The organism is Micromonospora sp. Llam0 (assembly GCF_003751085.1).
Lineage (GTDB): Bacteria > Actinomycetota > Actinomycetes > Mycobacteriales > Micromonosporaceae > Micromonospora_E.
In genome coordinates this window covers 1,766,077-1,781,761 of sequence record NZ_RJJY01000002.1, presented here as the reverse complement: position 1 = coordinate 1,781,761, position 15,685 = coordinate 1,766,077, and the positions used below count along the sequence as shown (strand labels likewise).

Genomic DNA, 15,685 nt, shown 5'->3' with positions numbered 1-15,685 from the left:
GTCCTCGCGGGACGCGATACCACAGGTGCATCAAGATGCACCTGTGGCATCAAGCTCAACCGGCACCCCGACCCAGCGGGGTGACGCTGCGTACAAGGATGGGGATAGCGTATCGGCGGGTCTGGAGCTCCAGATCGGCCGACCAACTATCCAACGGCCCTGGTAGGCATGGGAGCCGGCCGTAATGACTGGCAGGGATCAGCTTTCGGTGGCCGGCGTGCTACTGGCGAGCTCCCGGCGGGTCTCGAAGCGGGTCGGCGCGGCGGCGGCCCGGCGGGCCGGGTCGGTGCAGAGCTCAGCGATCTGGGCCTCGGTCATCGGGCCGCCCCGGGACCGGGTGACGCCCAGGTGGTCGGGGACCTCGACGGTCGCCTCGAAGTCCCAGATGTACCACTCCTTGCGGCCCCAGGCCTTGTTCTTCAGCTTGATCTCGATCGTGCCCTGGGCGGTCTGCAGCTTGGGGCTGCGGTCCAGCGCGGCCCAGCCCATCGGGCCGGCGTTGAGCGACGTGGTCCGGGAGACCGTCGACTCCCAGTTCCACTGCCGGCCGATGCTCTGGCTGATGCTCGCCGACACGTTGCTCAGCGCGCTGGAGCCGAAGGTGGTCGCGGGCACCTTGGCGGTCATGCTGATCGACCCACCGGTGGTGTCGGACCATTCGACCGACAGGCTGTTGTCGTACGGGGTGCAGTTGAAGTGCGAGGCGACCTCGTGGAAGCCGGCGGTGGTCTCGGTCACCGGCGTTCCCGCAACGAACTGGCAGGACACGGCCCGGCTGTCGCAGTGCTCGAAGAGCTCCGCGCGGGACGGGCCGTCCCAGAACCTGACCGAGCTGTACTGGTTGTCGGCGGGCACCCGCGCGAGCTGGTCGTGCGAGTACCACATGTGGGGGGTGCCGGACTGGTTGGTGTTGACGTAATAGTTGCTGGCGCAGTCGGTGACGTTCTTGTATGAGCTGATCACGTCGCTCCAGCCGGCGCCGGCGCCGGCGAGGTTGTTGAAGTAGAAGTACTTGCCGCCGCTGCAGGTGCCGGATTGCGAGATCATGCTCAGCGAGCCGCCCAAGAAGTTGGCGTCCCGGTACGCGATCCCGAGCACCACCTGGGCGGCTGCGGCCCTACCCGATGCCATGGCGCGGGTGGCGGTCTCGCCGGCGGCGGCGATCCGCTCGGTGGTCGCGGCGTCGAGTCGGCTGCCGTCGCGCGGCGCGTCGGTGACCGCCCCGCCGGTCGCCACCTTCATGGCGGTCCGGAAGTCGCGGTAGCAGGCCAGCTCCTCGGACGATTCGTAGAGCAGGCAGTCGGCCATCTCCGCGGTGGGCACGGTGGAGGAGGCGGCGGCCGGCGTGCTGACGGCGAGCATCGGACCCAGCATCAGTACGGACAGGACGGTCGCGGTGCGGGCGTGTCGGAACATCCGACGGCGTTGCAGGAATGTCATGAGCACCAAGCCTTGCAGCGCGGAACCGCGCGGACTTGGTGGCGATCAAAGGATTCACTGAGGAAAATGTGAGGAAGGATTGCGGTCGGTGACCCGTACAGTGGATTTATGTGATCACCGCAACGCCAATTCTGACCGGAATGATACACCATTTCTGTCGGGTCTCAAACAGTCCGACCGTAAGAGGTGCCGCTGACCTGCGTATCCAGGTCGGCGCCAGCCGGGAGTCAAGATCGTCCGCCGGGGGCCGGGGCGAACCGGACGGTACGCTCACCCGATGGCCGGCTACACCTACAGCTTCGGCGAGTACGAACTGGATATGGCCCGTTACCAGCTGCGGCGGTCCGGTGAGCCGGTCCACGTGGAGCCCCGGGCGCTCGACCTCCTGCAGTACCTGATCGAGCACCGGGACCGGGTGGTGACGAAGAACGAGCTGCTCGACAAGGTGTGGGGCGACCGTTTCGTCAGCGAGGCGGCGCTGACCACCGGGCTGCGTACCGCCCGGATCGCCGTCGGTGACACCGGCCGTCACCAGCGGCTGATCCGGACCGTCCACCGGCGGGGCTACCAGTTCGCGGCATCGGTGACGGTGACCCGGGCCGGTGACCCGGCCGACCCTGGGCCGGAGCCCGCCGCGTACCCGATCCGACCGGCACCGGCCCGGTCGGTCGTCGCCGGGGAGACCGGCGGTGCGGACCGCCAGGTCGTCCGGTTCTGCCGAGCCGACGACGGCACCCGGATCGCCTACGCCACCGTCGGATCCGGTCCGCCGCTGCTCAAGGCGGCCAACTGGATGACCCATCTCGATCTGGAGTGGACCACCCCGGTGTGGTCGCACTGGCTCAACGGGCTGGCCCGGGACCGCCAGTTGGTCCGCTACGACGAGCGGGGGTGCGGGCTGTCGGACTGGGATGTGCCGAGTTTCTCCTTCGACGACTGGGTCGACGACCTGGACACCGTGGTCGAGGCGGTAGGGCTGGACCGGTTTCCGCTGCTCGGCGTCTCCCAGGGCGGTGCGGTGGCGGTCGCCTACGCCGTCCGCCGACCGGAGCGGGTCAGCCGGCTGATTCTCGCTGGCGCGTACGCCCGGGGCCGCCAGGTCCGGGCCCGCAACCAGGCCGAGCAGGACGAGGCGGCCCTGGACCTTAACCTGGCCCGGGTCGGCTGGGCGCACCAGGACCCGAGTTTCCTCGGCGTCTTCGCTTCCCAGTTTCTGCCCGAGGGCACCCCGGAGGAGCTGGAGGACTTCATCAGCTTCCAGCGGCGGACCACCTCGGCGGCCAACGGGGTCCGGTTCCTGGAGGAGTTCGCCCGGATCGACGTCTCGGACATCGCCCACCGGGTGCAGTGCCCGACGTTGATCCTGCACTGCCGCGACGACATGCGGGTGCCGACCTCGCAGGCCAGCGAGCTGGCCACCCTCATCCCGGACAGTCAACTGGTCCTGCTGGACAGCCGCAACCATCTGCTCACCGCGTCGGAGCCGGCGTGGCCCGAGTTCCTGGCCCAGATCGATGCCTTCCTGGCCGAGTGAGACGCGCGGACGATGCCGCACTGCCCGGACGACCGCAGCGGAGAGGCGACATGAAGATCCTGGTGGTGGGCGGTACCGGTCTGATCGGTGCCCATGTCGTGCAGCGGTTGCGCGGGCGGGGGCACTCCGTGACCTCGGTGGCGCGTACCGACCGTCCGGGTGTCGACCAGGTGCTCGATGTCGAGGCAGCCTCGGTCGACGAACTACGGCAGCTGCTCGCCGGTCACGATGGCGTCGTGTACGGCACCCGCGCCGATGAGCAACGGGTGCTCCGGAAGCCGATCCATCCCGTGCTCCGCTGCGAAATCGTCGATCCGGTGGTACGCGTGTTCACCGCCGCCCGCCACGAGGGTCTGACCCGTGGCGTGATTCTCGGCTCGTACTACACCTACTACGAGCGGCTACGTCCGCAGTGGCGCCTGGCGGACCGGCATGTGTACGTCCGCTGCCGGCTGGAGCAGGCCAGCGAGGGGCGGGCGGCCGCCGGCTCCGAGCTGCCGGTCGCGGTGCTGGAGTTGCCGTTCGTCTTCGGTCGGGTCGGCGACCGGCTGCCGAACTGGGCCGGCCCGCTGGACCGGTGGGCAAGGTCTCGTGCACCCATGTTCATGCCGGTCGGCGGGACCGCCGCTGCCTCGGCGAGCAGCGTCGCCGAGGCAGCGGTCGATGCGCTGGAGCAAGCCAGCGGTACGGACATTCCGGTCGCGGACGAGAACCTCACCTGGGCCGAGATGATCGCGCGGATCGCCGATGTGGTCGGCCGACCTCGACCGGTCAACCGGCTGCCGGCCAGCGCGGTGCGTGCATCCTTGCGACTCGGTGGCGGGTTGCGGGCGCTTGCCGGCAAAGAGTCCGGCCTCAACCCGGCCAACCTTGCCGATGTTCTCCTCGCTGAGCTGTTCATCGAGCCGGTGACCGGCCGGTCGCTCGAACCGGCGCTTCGTGAGACCTTCGCCGCGTCGCCGACCGACCGGTAGCCAGGCCGGCCCGACCAGCCCGGCCGGCGGGTCACCCGGTCACTCGGCGGGTTGCAGCGGCTCGCACGCTTCCAGCGCCTCGGCGATCACCGGATCCGACTCGTCCAGATCGGCGGCCCACTCGACGTCCCGTTCGGCCAGACAGTTGCGGTACGCCGCGTCGTCGCTGTCATCGGCTCCAGTGCCGGCGTCACCGCGAGGGCCACCGGCACCGCCGGTCGGCAGTTCGGACTGGCACGCCTCCTGCGCCGCTGCCCAGGTCTCGTCGTCTACGCCGTCGGGCCGCAGCATGTCGGCGAATCCGCCGCCCATCCGGCCACCACCCGGCCCAGCCCCGCCCGGCCCGCCGGACGGGAAATCAGACGGCGCTCCGGACGGGAAGCCATCCGGAGCTCCCGACGGGAACCCGGACGGTCGGTCACCGGGCTGCCCCGACTGCATCCCACCCGGGCCGCCACCGGGGAATCCACCTCCGGTCTCGGGAACCTCGGCGTCGGCGATCCCGTTCTCCTGGAGGCACTCGACGTACGCGGTCATGGCGTTGGCGCCACCGGCAGCAGCGTCACCACCGGAGTCCGGGTCGGACTCTCCGCAGGCGGCGAGCAGCAGCAGACAGATGCCCCCGGCCGCGCCCCATACCGAACGACTGAGCGCGATGCGCACGGTGAAAACCCTCCCATCAGGAGCGCCCGCGACGGTCGTCGCCGGTGCGGGGGCCAGCAGACCTGGCGAACCTCCGCACAACGTCAGGGTTTGCTGTGACCGCGCTGGGTGTCGCGGTCGTCAACTGTGGCTCACAGGAAACCCCGAGGTGGCGCCGAGCCGGTCCTGAGCCGACCCCGGAACACTGCCGCCTCATGGAACTCGGCCCCAGGTGGTCGCCGCTCAGGCGACTGCCCACAACCCGCCGGCTCGTCGCCGTGGCAGCGGGCGCGACGCTGGTCACGGCGGGCGCCGTCGCCTACGCCTTCGCCGGCCCGACCAGCGCCGACGACGCCGTCCCGGTAGCCACCGTGCAGGTCGACCGGGGGACGGTGACCGTGGCGGTCGCCGCCACCGGTGCCGTCGAGCCGGCCGAGGACCGCCAGCTCGGCTTCGGGGTGGCGGGCACGGTGACCCGGCTCGACGTACGGCTCGGCCAGGATGTCGCCGCCGGCGACGTGCTCGCCGTCATCGACGACAGCGACGCGACGGAAGCTGTCGAACAGGCGCAGGAGGCGTTGACCGCGGCGCAGGACGCCCTGGTCACCGCGCAGACGGACGCAGAGACGGACGACACGGAGACGGACGCTGGAGCCGGCTCCGGGTGCACGACGGCCGCCCTCGCGGCCTGGACCGCGCCCGACCCCACCACCAGCCCGACGCCGGACGCGACCGGATCGGCCACCCCCGATCCGTCCCGGACGCCCGGCACGACGCCGACGCCGTCCCCCACCGCGTCCGTACCGACCGGATCCCCGACCCCGACCCCGACTCAGCCGACGCCGACCAGTGCGCCAGCGAGCCTGCCAGCCAGCGTGCCGACCGCGCCCACGACCGGCTCGGGTGGGCAGCCCGGCACCGATACCGGCTGCGGCGAAGCACCGGACGGAAGCGGGACCGGAGGTGAAAGCGGAAGTGGGACCGGAACTGGGAGCGGGCCGGGCGACGCGGCCGGCGGCGGGTCCGGTGGCGACCCGGTGCTGCGGGCCCGGCAGCAGGTCACCGCGGCAAAGCTGCGGCTCGCCGCCGCCGAGGACGACCTCGCCGGTACGGTGATCACCGCCCCGATCGACGGCAAGGCGCTCGGCGTCTCGGGCGCCATCGGCAGCACGGTACGGGCCGGCGGCACCTTCATCGAGCTCGGCGCGGTCGCGCAGATGCAGGTGACGGCGAGCTTCCCCGAAGCCGACGCCGCACGGTTGGTGGCTGGCCAGTCGGCCGTCGTCACCGTGGCGACCCGGCCGGGTGAGGAGTTCCCCGCCCGCCTCAGCCAGGTCGACCCGGTGGGCGGCGTCGACGGCCAGCTGGTGCGCTACGGGGTGATCGTCGACTTCGACGACATCCCGGACGGACTGCTGGTCGGCCAGAGCGCCGGCGTACGGATCGTCGTCGACGAGGTGGCGGACGCGGTACGGGTTCCGATCACCGCGGTCGGCCAAAGCAGCGACGGCGCGGACATCGTCGTCGTACCGGACGGGGCCGGGGCCCGGCAGGAACGGGTGGTGACCGTCGGCATCCGTGGTGACCAGTACGTCGAGGTGACCGACGGGCTGGTCGTCGGCGACGAAGTGGTCGGTGGCTGATGGAACCCACCAGTGAATTGCCAGCTTTCACCGAGCCGGCACCGAGGTCACGTCGAGGCGGCCACCAGAAGCTGTCCGCCATGCCTGTGCGCCACCTCGCCGGCCTTCGCCGGCCGCTGATCATCAACGCCGTACTCGCCGTGGCGGTGCTCGGCACGCTCGGCTGGACCTACTACGCAGTGGTCGGCACCGACACCGCCGCCGCCGACCTGTCGGACACCGCGACCGTCACCGTCGGGCAGGCCACGGTGACCGCGACGGTCACCGCCTCCGGCTCGGTACGCAGCGCGAAGACGGCGGTCGCCGACTTCGTCACCAGCGGCACGGTGACCGAGATCCTGGTGGCCGTCGGAGACCAGGTCGACGAGGGTACGGTCCTCGCCCGGGTCGACGACGCCGTGGCCCAGCGGGAACTGGACGCCGCGCAGGCCAACCTCGACGCCGCGCGGGACGCCCTCGACACCGCCGAGACCGCCGGTGAGTCCACGGCCGACGCCGACGCCGAGGTGGCCGACGCGGAACTCGCGGTCACCGAGGCGCAGGCGGCCGTCGACGGCACGACGCTGGTGGCCCCGATGGCCGGTACGGTCGTCGCGGTCAACGGCAGCGTCGGTGCGTCGTCCGGCGGCGGCACCGGCACGTCGTCATCTGGTGGCGGTACCGGGTCGGCCGGCTCAGGCGCGGAGACGACCGGATCGTCGTCGTCGGCCAGCGGGTTCGTCGATCTCGCCGACCTGACCAGCCTGGAGGTCACCGCCTCGGTGTCGGAAACCGACGCGGTGCAGCTTGAGGTCGGCCAGCCGGCGACCGTCCAGTGGAACGCGCTTGCCGACGCCGAGGCCACCGCGACCGTCGGGGTCATCGATCCGAATGCGACCACCACCAACGGGGTGGTCAGCTATCCGATCACCCTCGACCTGGACTCGGTGCCCGACGGCGTCCGGCCCGGGCAGACCGTGGAGGCGACCGTGGTCGTGGGCGAGGCGGTGGACGTGCTGACCGTCAGCCCGGCGGCGTTGACCGGCACCGGCACCCGGGCATCGGTCACCGTTCTTGTCGACGGTGCGCAGGTCAGCCGTACCGTCGAAGTCGGCCTGCGGGGCGCCGACGCGGTGGAGATCGTCTCCGGGCTGACCGCCGGCGAACAGGTGGTGATCACCATTCCCACCGAGTCGGAGAGCGGGACCGGCGGCTTCCCCGGCGGCAGCGGCTTCCCCGGCGGGGGCGGGTTGACCGGCGGGGGTGGATTCCCTGGCGGCGGCGGGTTGACCGGCGGCGGCGGCCGGTGAACCCCGTCCTGGACGTGCGGGACGTGACCAAGGTGTACGGCGTCGGCGAGTCGGCGGTCGCCGCCCTGCGCGGAGTGTCCCTGCAGGTCGACCGGGGTGATTTCGTCGCCGTGATGGGCTCGTCCGGCTCCGGCAAGTCGACGTTGATGAACATCCTCGGCTGCCTGGACGTGCCGAGCACCGGCCAGTACCTGATCGACGGGTTGGACGTCAGCCGGCTCACCGAACGGCAACTGGCCATGGTCCGCAACCGACGCATCGGCTTCGTCTTCCAGTCGTTCAACCTGATCCCCCGGACCACCGCCGTGGCGAACGTCGAACTGCCGCTGGCGTACGCCGGAGTTCGCCCGGCGGCTCGGCGCCGCCGGGCGTTGGCCGCCCTCGACCTGGTCGGGCTCGCCGACCGGGCCGGGCACCTGCCGAATCAGCTCTCCGGCGGCCAGCAGCAGCGGGTCGCGGTCGCCCGCGCGCTGGTCACCGAACCGGCGCTGGTGCTGGCCGACGAACCGACCGGAAACCTGGACACCGGCTCCACGGAGGAAGTGCTGTCCATCTTCGACCGACTCAACGCGGACGGCCGCACCATCCTGCTGATCACCCACGAGCCGGAGGTGGCCGACCGGACCCGCCGGCTGCTGCGGGTACGCGACGGGCAGATCGTCTCCGACGACCGGCGAGCCGCGATCGGTCAGCCAACTGCCGGTCAGCCAACTGTGGGCATGCCGTACCGGGAGGTTGCCCCGTGGGGCCGGTAGAGATCGTCCGATCCGCGTTTCGCGGCGTCGGAGCGAACAAGCTGCGGTCGGCGTTGACCACACTCGGCGTCCTGATCGGCGTGGCGGCGGTGATCCTGCTCGTCGCGGTGGGCAACGGCTCGGCGCAGTCGATCAGCGACCGGATCGAGGCGCTCGGCACCAACACCATCACCGTGTCGGCGTCCGGCGGCGGCAGCACCGGCCTGACCGTCGAGGTCGCCGAGGCGCTGCACGATCCGGTGCTCGCCCCGGACGTCCGTTCGGTGTCGCCGGTGGTCAGCACCTCGGCGACGCTCACCTACGGCGACGCCGACCACTCCGTCGGCCAGTTCGTCGGCAGCTACCCGAGCTACCTGGCCGCGTCGAACACGCAGGTCGACGAGGGTGCCGCGTTCACCGACGCCGACGTCGCCCAGGGCCGGCGGGTGGCGCTGGTCGGGCAGACCGTCGTCGACGAACTCTTCGCCGGGGCGGATCCGCTGGGCAGCCAGTTGATGGTCGACGGTGCCCTGTTCACCGTGGTCGGCGTACTCGCCGAGAAGACCTCCTCCGGCGGCCTGCAGGACGCCAACGACCTGGTGGTGGCCCCGCTGAGCGCGGTGCGTCAGGCGCTGACCGGGTACGGCTCGATTAGCTCGGTGCTGGTGGAGGCGACCGGACCGGACCGGGTCGACGCCGCGCAGGCGCAGGTCAGCGCGATCCTGGACCGCAGGCTCGCGAGCGACAGCGCTGGCGGCGCTGGCGGCACCGGGGTCGGCGGCACCAGCCAGGCGTACCGGATTCAGAACGCGTCGCAGCTACTCGAAACCCAGGCGTCGACGGCGGAGACGTTCACCGTTCTGCTCGGCGCGGTCGCGGCGATCAGCCTGCTGGTCGGCGGGATCGGCATCACCAACATCATGCTGGTGACGGTGACCGAACGGACCCGTGAGATCGGTATCCGCAAGGCGCTGGGTGCCCCACCGGGCACGATCATGACCCAGTTCCTCGTCGAGGCGACGCTGCTCAGCGCGATCGGCGGCGCGGCGGGGGTCGCGGTCGCGGTGATCGGTAGCCGGTTCACCATCGTCGGGGTGGAGCCGGTGATCGTGCCGAGTTCGGTGTTGCTGGCGCTGGGTGTGTCGGTGGCGATCGGGCTCTTCTTCGGCAGCGTTCCCGCTCGCCGGGCGGCGAATCTGCGACCCATCGACGCCCTGCGGTACGAGTAGGCGGCCGATCGATGACGACTGGTGGAGATGACGTGCGCGACGACGAAATCGAATGGCTGGCCGCTGCGACGCCTCGGCCGTGGACCAACCGGCTCACTCCGTGGCTGTTCGCCGTGCTGCTGCTCGTCGCCGGGTTCGCCGTCGGCGTGGCGGTGCCGTCGGACGACGGAACCGGCGCGGGGACCGGGCCCGGACTGCGCGGGGCCGGCGCCGGGCAGTTCCAGCCGGGGGCGGGGCAGTTTCAGCCGGGCGGTACGGCCGCCACGACGGGCCAGGAAGGGACCGGTGAGGGAGGGACCGGTCAGGAACCGGCAGCGGTCGGCACGGTGAAGTTGGTCGACGGCGACACGGTGTACGTGGAGACCGACGCCGGGGAGGTGGTGATCGTGCACACCGATGACGGGACGGCGGTCCGGGTGCCCGGTGACCTCGACGGGTTGGCTGTTGGCGCACCGGTGTCGGTGGACGGCGAGACGGCGACCGACGGCACCGTAAGCGCCGAATCGATCGTCGCCGGTGACTGACAACTGACTCTGATCACATCCAGATCGACAAGATCAACAGTAGTTGGCAACACCGATGTGACGCGGGCAACACGATAGCGCAACGTCGATTTCCCACTCTTGGGCGATGGGCGACCACGGCAGTCCCGACCTGGGCGGAAGCGTGCCGACCCACTGCCCGTACTGCTCGCTGCAGTGCGGCGTACGGATGTGGCCGGCACCGCCCCGACCACCGGTTGTCGAACCGACCGACTTCCCCACCAACCGGGGCGGGCTGTGCGCCAAGGGCTGGAGCGCGCCCGAACTGCTCGACCACCCGGACCGGCTGCTCACCCCGCTGGTACGCACCGACCCGGTCGACCGGCGCAGCCCGCTGCGCCCGGCCAGCTGGGACGAGGCCCTCGACCGGATCACCGCCGCCATACAGGCCAGCCAGCACCGGTACGGACCGGCCAGCGTCGGCCTGTTCGGCGGCGGCGGGCTGACCAACGAGAAGGCGTACCAGCTCGGCAAGTTCGCCCGGGTCGGGCTGCGCACCCCGCACATCGACTACAACGGCCGGTTCTGCATGTCGTCGTCGGCCACCGCCGGCAACCGGGCCTTCGGTATCGACCGGGGCCTGCCGTTCCCGCTGGCCGACATCGCCGACGCCCGCGCTGTGCTGGTCGTCGGCGGCAACCCGGCCGACACCATGCCACCAGCGATGCAGTACTTCGACGCCGGCCGGGCCGCCGGCGCGGTCCACATCGTTGCCGACCCGCGCCGTACGGCGACCGCCCGGGGCGCCGGGATCCACCTGCCGGTGGCGCCCGGCGCCGACCTGGCGCTGGCCAACGGGCTGCTGCACATCGCCATCCGGGCCGGCTACGTCGACCAGGCGTACGTGCGGGAGCGCACCACCGGGTTCGACGCGGTCCGCACCGCCGTCGCCGGCTACTGGCCGGACCGGGTGGAGCGGATCACCGGCGTGTCCGAGGAGTTGCTGCAGCGTACGGTGCAGGCCCTCGCCACCGCGCCGACCGCGATGATCCTCACCGCCCGCGGTGCCGAGCAGCACAGCAGCGGTACGGACACCGCGCAGGCGTACATCAATCTGGCCCTCGCCCTCGGTCTGCCCGGCCGGCCCGGCAGCGGCTACGGCACGATCACCGGGCAGGGCAACGGCCAGGGCGGCCGCGAACACGGCCAGAAGGCCGACCAGCTGCCCGGCTACCGGCGTCTCGACGACCCGGCGGCCCGCGCCCATGTCGCCGCCGTGTGGGGCGTCGACCCGGCCGAACTGCCCGGCCCGGGGGTCTCCGCCACCGAGATGATCGACCGGATCGGCAGCCCCGGCGGGGTGCGCGCGATGCTGGTGTTCGCCTCCAACATCCTGGTCTCCGCGCCGGACCGGGACCGGGTCGCCGACCGGCTGGCCGCGCTGGACTTCCTCGCCGTGTCGGACATCTTCCGGTCCGAGACGGCCGCCGTCGCCGACGTGGTGCTGCCCACCGCCCAATGGGCCGAGGAGGAGGGCACCATGACCAACCTGGAGGGCCGGGTGCTGCGCCGCCGCCGGGTGCTGCCGCCACCGGACGGGGTACGCGACGACCTGAGCGTGCTGGCCGCGCTCGCCGACCGGCTCGGCCGGGGCAGGTACTTCTCCGCCGACCCGCAGACCGTCTACGACGAACTGCGCCGGGCCAGCGCCGGCGGGATCGCCGACTACGCCGGCATCAGCTACCAGCGGATCGAGGCCGAGGACGGGGTGTTCTGGCCGTGCCCGGCCGACGACCATCCGGGTACGCCGCGACTGTTCACCGAGCGGTTCGCCACGCCCGACGGGCGGGCCCGGTTCATCCGGGTGGAGCACCGGGATCCGGCCGAACTGCCCGACCGCAGCTACCCGTACCTGCTCACCACCGGCCGGATCATGGGCCAGTACCAGAGCGGCAACCAGACCCGCCGATCGCCGTCGCTGAGCAGCACGGCCAGCGATCCGAAGGCGGAGATCCACCCCGACCTGGCCCGCCGGCTCGGCATCGGCACCGCCGACCTGGTCGAGTTGACCACCCGCCGGGGCCGGGCGGTGTTCCGGGCGTACCTGACCGAGCACATCCGCCCGGACACCATCTTCGTGCCGTTCCACTGGGGCGGCCTGGCCAGCGCCAACGCGCTGACCGATCCGACCCTGGACCGGCATTCCCGGATGCCGGCGTTCAAGGTCTGCGCGGTCGCGGTCCGCCGCCTCGCCGGACCCGCCGGAGCCGGCCGGAGCAGCGCCGCCCCGGACGATCCCGCCACCTGACGAAGGGACCCACGATGCAGTCGACCCCACGTTTCCTGCAAGGAGTGTTCGCGTTCGACGGCAAAGGGTTGGAGACGCCGCTGCCGCTGGACGGCAGCCTGCGCTACACGGTGCCGGACGGGCTGGTCGCGCAGACCGTCTACTTCCGGGGCGGCAACAGCAGCGGCGAGCTGGTCTACGTCCTGCTGCTGCGCGACGGCGACCCGATGCGCTACTTCCCGATCGGCGCCCGCGACGCGGTGCACGTACCGCTGCGGGTGGTCGAGGACCTGGCCGCCGGCACCGTGGTGGAGCTGCAGGTCGCCGCGCCGGCCGGCACCGCCGGCACGGTCGTGCTCGATCTCGGCCTGGTGGAGGTGTGAGTTGACGCAGCGACGACCGAGGCTGGTGGTGGTCGGCAACGGCATGGCCGGTGCCCGTACCGTCGAGGAGATCATCGACCGGGTCGGCCCGGACCGCTACGAGATCACCATGTTCGGCGCCGAACCGTACGGCAACTACAACCGGATTCTGCTGTCCAACGTGCTCTCCGGCGTCGAGGCCGAGGACGGCATCTTCCTCAACAGCCTGCCCTGGTACGAGGAGAACGGCATCACCCTGCGGGCCGGGGTGGAGGTCACCCGGATCGACCGGTTCGCCAGGGCGGTGCACGCCGTCGACGGCACCACCACCCCGTACGACAAGTTGGTGATCGCCACCGGCAGCGTGCCGTTCGTGCCGCCGATCGACGGCGCCCACCACCCACGACGCGGCTTCCACCAGGGAGTTTTCACCTTCCGCACACTCGACGACACCCGGGCGATGATTCGCTACGCCCGCGACCACCAGCGGGCGGTGGTGATCGGCGGCGGCCTGCTCGGCCTGGAGGCCGCCCGCGGCCTGCAGCAGTACGGCGTGTCGGTGGCCCTGCTGCACGCCGCCGGGCACCTGATGAACGCGCAGCTCGACGCCACCGGCGGCGACATCCTGCGGCGCAGCGTCGAACGACTCGGCATCGACGTCGTCACGCAGGCCCGCACCGAACGGATCCTCGGCCGGGACGCCGTCGAAGGGGGCCGGCTCGCCGACGGACGCACGTTCGCCGCTGACATGGTGGTGATCGCCGCCGGGATCCGGCCCAACACCACGCTCGCACAGGTCAGCGGGCTGCCGGTGGAGCGGGGAATCGTCGTCGACGACCACCTGCGGGTGCTCGACGAGCCGGACATCTACGCGGTCGGTGAGTGCGTGCAGCACCGTGGCCAGACGTACGGCCTGGTCGCGCCGCTGTGGGACCAGGCGAAGGTGCTCGCCGGGCAGCTCACCGGCACCGACCCGACGGCGGCGTACCACGGCTCGCGGACCGCGACCAAGCTGAAGGTCGCCGGGGTCGACGTGGCCGCCATGGGGGTGACCGCGCCGGAACGCGACGACGACGAGTTCGTGGTCTTCGCCGAACCCCGGCGCGGCGTCTACAAGAGCGTGGTGGTCCGCGACGACCGGCTGATCGGTGCCACCCTGGTCGGGGACGTGAGCAAGGTCGGCTTCCTGATGCAGGCGTTCGACCGGGGTTCGCCGCTGCCGGAGGAGCGGGTCCGGCTGCTGTTCGACCTCGGCGGGCCGCCGGCCGAGGTGTCCGCCGCCGAACTCGACGACGACACCCAGGTGTGCAACTGCAACGGGGTCAGCAAGGGCGCGCTGGTCGCCACCGTCGCCGGCGGGGTCCGCACGGTGAGCGGGGTGATGGACGCCACCCGGGCCGGCAAAGGCTGCGGCTCGTGCAAGAGCCTGGTCGGCCAGATCGTCGAGTGGGCCGCCGGCGGCGAGGTCGCGGAGGACCCAGCGGCGAACTGGTATGTGCCCGGGGTGCCGATGGACAAGCCGACCCTGATGGCCGAGATCCGCGCCTGCGGACTGCGCAGCGTGTCGGCGGTGTTCGCCGCGCTCGCCGACGGGCGCGAGGACGCCAAGAGCAAGATGGGGCTGGTGTCGCTGCTGCGGATGATGTGGGGCGAAGAGTACGTCGACGAGCGCGGCGCCCGGTTCATCAACGACCGGGTGCACGCCAACATCCAACGCGACGGCACCTTCTCCGTGGTGCCGCAGATGAAAGGCGGCTGCACCACCCCGGCCCAGCTGCGCCGGATCGCCGACGTGGCCGAGAAGCACCAGGTGCCGCTGGTCAAGCTGACCGGCGGGCAACGCATCGACCTGCTCGGCATCCGCAAGGAGGACCTGCCGAAGGTCTGGGCCGACCTGGACATGCCGTCCGGGTACGCGTACGGCAAGAGCTTTCGGACCGTGAAGACCTGCGTGGGCAGCGACTTCTGCCGGTTCGGCCTGGGTGACTCGACCGCGCTCGGCATCGCGATCGAGGAACGGTTCCAGGGGCTGGAGGCGCCGGGCAAACTCAAGCTGGCGGTCACCGGCTGCCCGCGTAACTGCGCCGAGGCGTACGTCAAGGACCTCGGGGTGGTCGCGATCGAGGGCGGCCGGTGGGAGATCTACGTCGGCGGCGCGGCCGGCGCCCACGTGCGCAAGGGCGACCTGCTGGCCACCGTCGACACGCCCGACGAGGTGATGGCGGTGACCGGCCGGTTCCTGCAGTACTACCGGGAGAACGCGAACTGGCTGGAACGCACCTACGCGTTCGTGCCCCGGGTCGGCGTCGACCGGCTGCGGGAACTGATCGTCGACGATGTCGACGGGCTCGGCGCCGGACTCGACGAACGGATGGCCACGGCGGTGGCCGGCTACCGGGACCCGTGGCGGGAACGGGACGCCCCGGCGACACCGGGCCAGTTCCGCACCGCGTTGCCGCTGGTGCCGCTGCCGGCGGTGCCGGTCCGCGCCGAGGGCAGCTGGTCGTGACCGCCGTGAACGGTGGCCGACCGACCGCTGACGGGCCGGTCGACGGCGGTCCGACCGTGACCGCCGTCGACGACGGCCGGCTGGTCGAGCACCGGATCGGACCCGGCGACGACATCCCGCACGGCGAGGGCCGGGCCTACCCGGTCGCCGGTGACCTGGTGGCGGTGTTCCGGCTGACGTCGGGGCAGTTGCGGGCGGTGTCGGCGGTCTGCCCGCACGCCGGTGGCCCGCTCGCCGACGGGCTGATCGACGCCGAGGTGGTGATCTGCCCGCTGCACCAGCACGTCTTCGAGTTGGCGACCGGATGCTCGCGCACCGGGCAGCCGGCACTGCGCAGCTACCCGGTCCGGCAGGACCCGACCGGCACGGTGTGGGTCTCGGCACCGGCGGCACGGGCCTCGGCACCGCCTGCCGGTGGCGACGGCCGGTAGATCTCACAACGTCGGGGCCGGGCCGGTGCGAACCATGACCACGCCCCGACATCACCATTTTCCACGTCAGGAAACATTCAGTTCATAGCCTGACTCCCCAATGCCACCCCGGCAGACGCCCGATCATCG

General features: G+C 71.6%; 13 protein-coding genes. 11 read left to right on the top strand and 2 right to left on the bottom strand.

The annotated features are described in order from the left end of the window. Positions 1-198: 198 nt before the first annotated feature. Positions 199-1,440, bottom strand: a complete 1,242-nt coding sequence (locus EDC02_RS35365; protein ID WP_148083764.1) for a hypothetical protein — start codon at positions 1,438-1,440, stop codon at positions 199-201. 277 nt (positions 1,441-1,717) lie between these two features. Between EDC02_RS35365 and EDC02_RS42605 the strand changes: the two genes are divergently transcribed. Together EDC02_RS42605 and EDC02_RS35355 are read left to right on the top strand one after the other, a co-directional pair. Then, positions 1,718-2,974: an alpha/beta fold hydrolase gene (locus EDC02_RS42605; RefSeq protein ID WP_123606471.1), complete on the top strand. Its 1,257-nt coding sequence runs from the start codon at positions 1,718-1,720 to the stop codon at positions 2,972-2,974. Positions 2,975-3,024: 50 nt separating this feature from the next. Next, a complete protein-coding gene (locus tag EDC02_RS35355; RefSeq protein WP_123606470.1) occupies positions 3,025-3,948 on the top strand; it encodes an NAD(P)-dependent oxidoreductase in 924 nt (307 codons plus the stop codon). Positions 3,949-3,987: 39 nt separating this feature from the next. Here EDC02_RS35355 and EDC02_RS35350 read toward each other — a convergent pair whose 3' ends face one another. Beyond that, positions 3,988-4,611, bottom strand: a complete 624-nt coding sequence (locus EDC02_RS35350; RefSeq protein ID WP_123606469.1) for a hypothetical protein — start codon at positions 4,609-4,611, stop codon at positions 3,988-3,990. Between the two features lie 257 nt (positions 4,612-4,868). Between EDC02_RS35350 and EDC02_RS35345 the strand changes: the two genes are divergently transcribed. The 9 genes from EDC02_RS35345 (at position 4,869) to EDC02_RS35310 (ending at position 15,556) form a co-directional block, all read left to right on the top strand. After that, on the top strand, positions 4,869-6,233 hold the full coding sequence (locus EDC02_RS35345; protein ID WP_158632422.1) for an efflux RND transporter periplasmic adaptor subunit: 1,365 nt from the start codon (positions 4,869-4,871) through the stop codon (positions 6,231-6,233). A gap of 80 nt (positions 6,234-6,313) precedes the next feature. After that, positions 6,314-7,522 (top strand): efflux RND transporter periplasmic adaptor subunit, encoded by a 1,209-nt coding sequence (locus EDC02_RS35340; protein ID WP_123607404.1) that lies wholly within the window; start codon positions 6,314-6,316, stop codon positions 7,520-7,522. After that, positions 7,519-8,277: an ABC transporter ATP-binding protein gene (locus EDC02_RS35335; RefSeq protein ID WP_233606605.1), complete on the top strand. Its 759-nt coding sequence runs from the start codon at positions 7,519-7,521 to the stop codon at positions 8,275-8,277. The genes EDC02_RS35340 and EDC02_RS35335 overlap by 4 nt, the downstream gene beginning before the upstream one ends. Further along, the gene (locus EDC02_RS35330; protein ID WP_123606467.1) at positions 8,265-9,485 is read left to right on the top strand and encodes an ABC transporter permease; all 1,221 of its coding nucleotides are present in this window, start codon (positions 8,265-8,267) and stop codon (positions 9,483-9,485) included. The genes EDC02_RS35335 and EDC02_RS35330 overlap by 13 nt, the downstream gene beginning before the upstream one ends. Before the next feature lie 32 nt (positions 9,486-9,517). After that, positions 9,518-10,009, top strand: coding sequence for a hypothetical protein (locus tag EDC02_RS35325; RefSeq protein ID WP_123606466.1), 492 nt, complete (start codon positions 9,518-9,520; stop codon positions 10,007-10,009). A gap of 106 nt (positions 10,010-10,115) precedes the next feature. Next, on the top strand, positions 10,116-12,275 hold the full coding sequence (locus EDC02_RS35320; protein WP_199758035.1) for a molybdopterin oxidoreductase family protein: 2,160 nt from the start codon (positions 10,116-10,118) through the stop codon (positions 12,273-12,275). Positions 12,276-12,289: 14 nt separating this feature from the next. Further along, positions 12,290-12,637, top strand: a complete 348-nt coding sequence (locus EDC02_RS41110) for a molybdopterin oxidoreductase (protein ID WP_199758034.1) — start codon at positions 12,290-12,292, stop codon at positions 12,635-12,637. A gap of 1 nt (position 12,638) precedes the next feature. Further along, on the top strand, positions 12,639-15,125 hold the full coding sequence (gene nirB, locus EDC02_RS35315) for a nitrite reductase large subunit NirB (protein WP_123606465.1): 2,487 nt from the start codon (positions 12,639-12,641) through the stop codon (positions 15,123-15,125). Beyond that, entirely contained in the window at positions 15,122-15,556 is a 435-nt protein-coding gene (locus EDC02_RS35310; RefSeq protein WP_233606604.1) for a Rieske (2Fe-2S) protein, read from the top strand. The genes nirB and EDC02_RS35310 overlap by 4 nt, the downstream gene beginning before the upstream one ends. Positions 15,557-15,685: the final 129 nt, after the last annotated feature.

Excerpts from the sequence above, each read along its gene's own strand:
- EDC02_RS42605 (WP_123606471.1), top strand. The coding sequence starts at position 1,718 with ATGGCCGGCTACACCTACAGCTTCGGCGAGTACGAACTGGATATGGCC.
- EDC02_RS35355 (WP_123606470.1), top strand. The coding sequence starts at position 3,025 with ATGAAGATCCTGGTGGTGGGCGGTACCGGTCTGATCGGTGCCCATGTC.
- EDC02_RS35340 (WP_123607404.1), top strand. The coding sequence starts at position 6,314 with ATGCCTGTGCGCCACCTCGCCGGCCTTCGCCGGCCGCTGATCATCAAC.
- EDC02_RS41110 (WP_199758034.1), top strand. The coding sequence starts at position 12,290 with ATGCAGTCGACCCCACGTTTCCTGCAAGGAGTGTTCGCGTTCGACGGC.
- EDC02_RS35320 (WP_199758035.1), top strand. The coding sequence starts at position 10,116 with ATGGGCGACCACGGCAGTCCCGACCTGGGCGGAAGCGTGCCGACCCAC.
- EDC02_RS35365 (WP_148083764.1), bottom strand. The coding sequence starts at position 1,440 with ATGACATTCCTGCAACGCCGTCGGATGTTCCGACACGCCCGCACCGCG.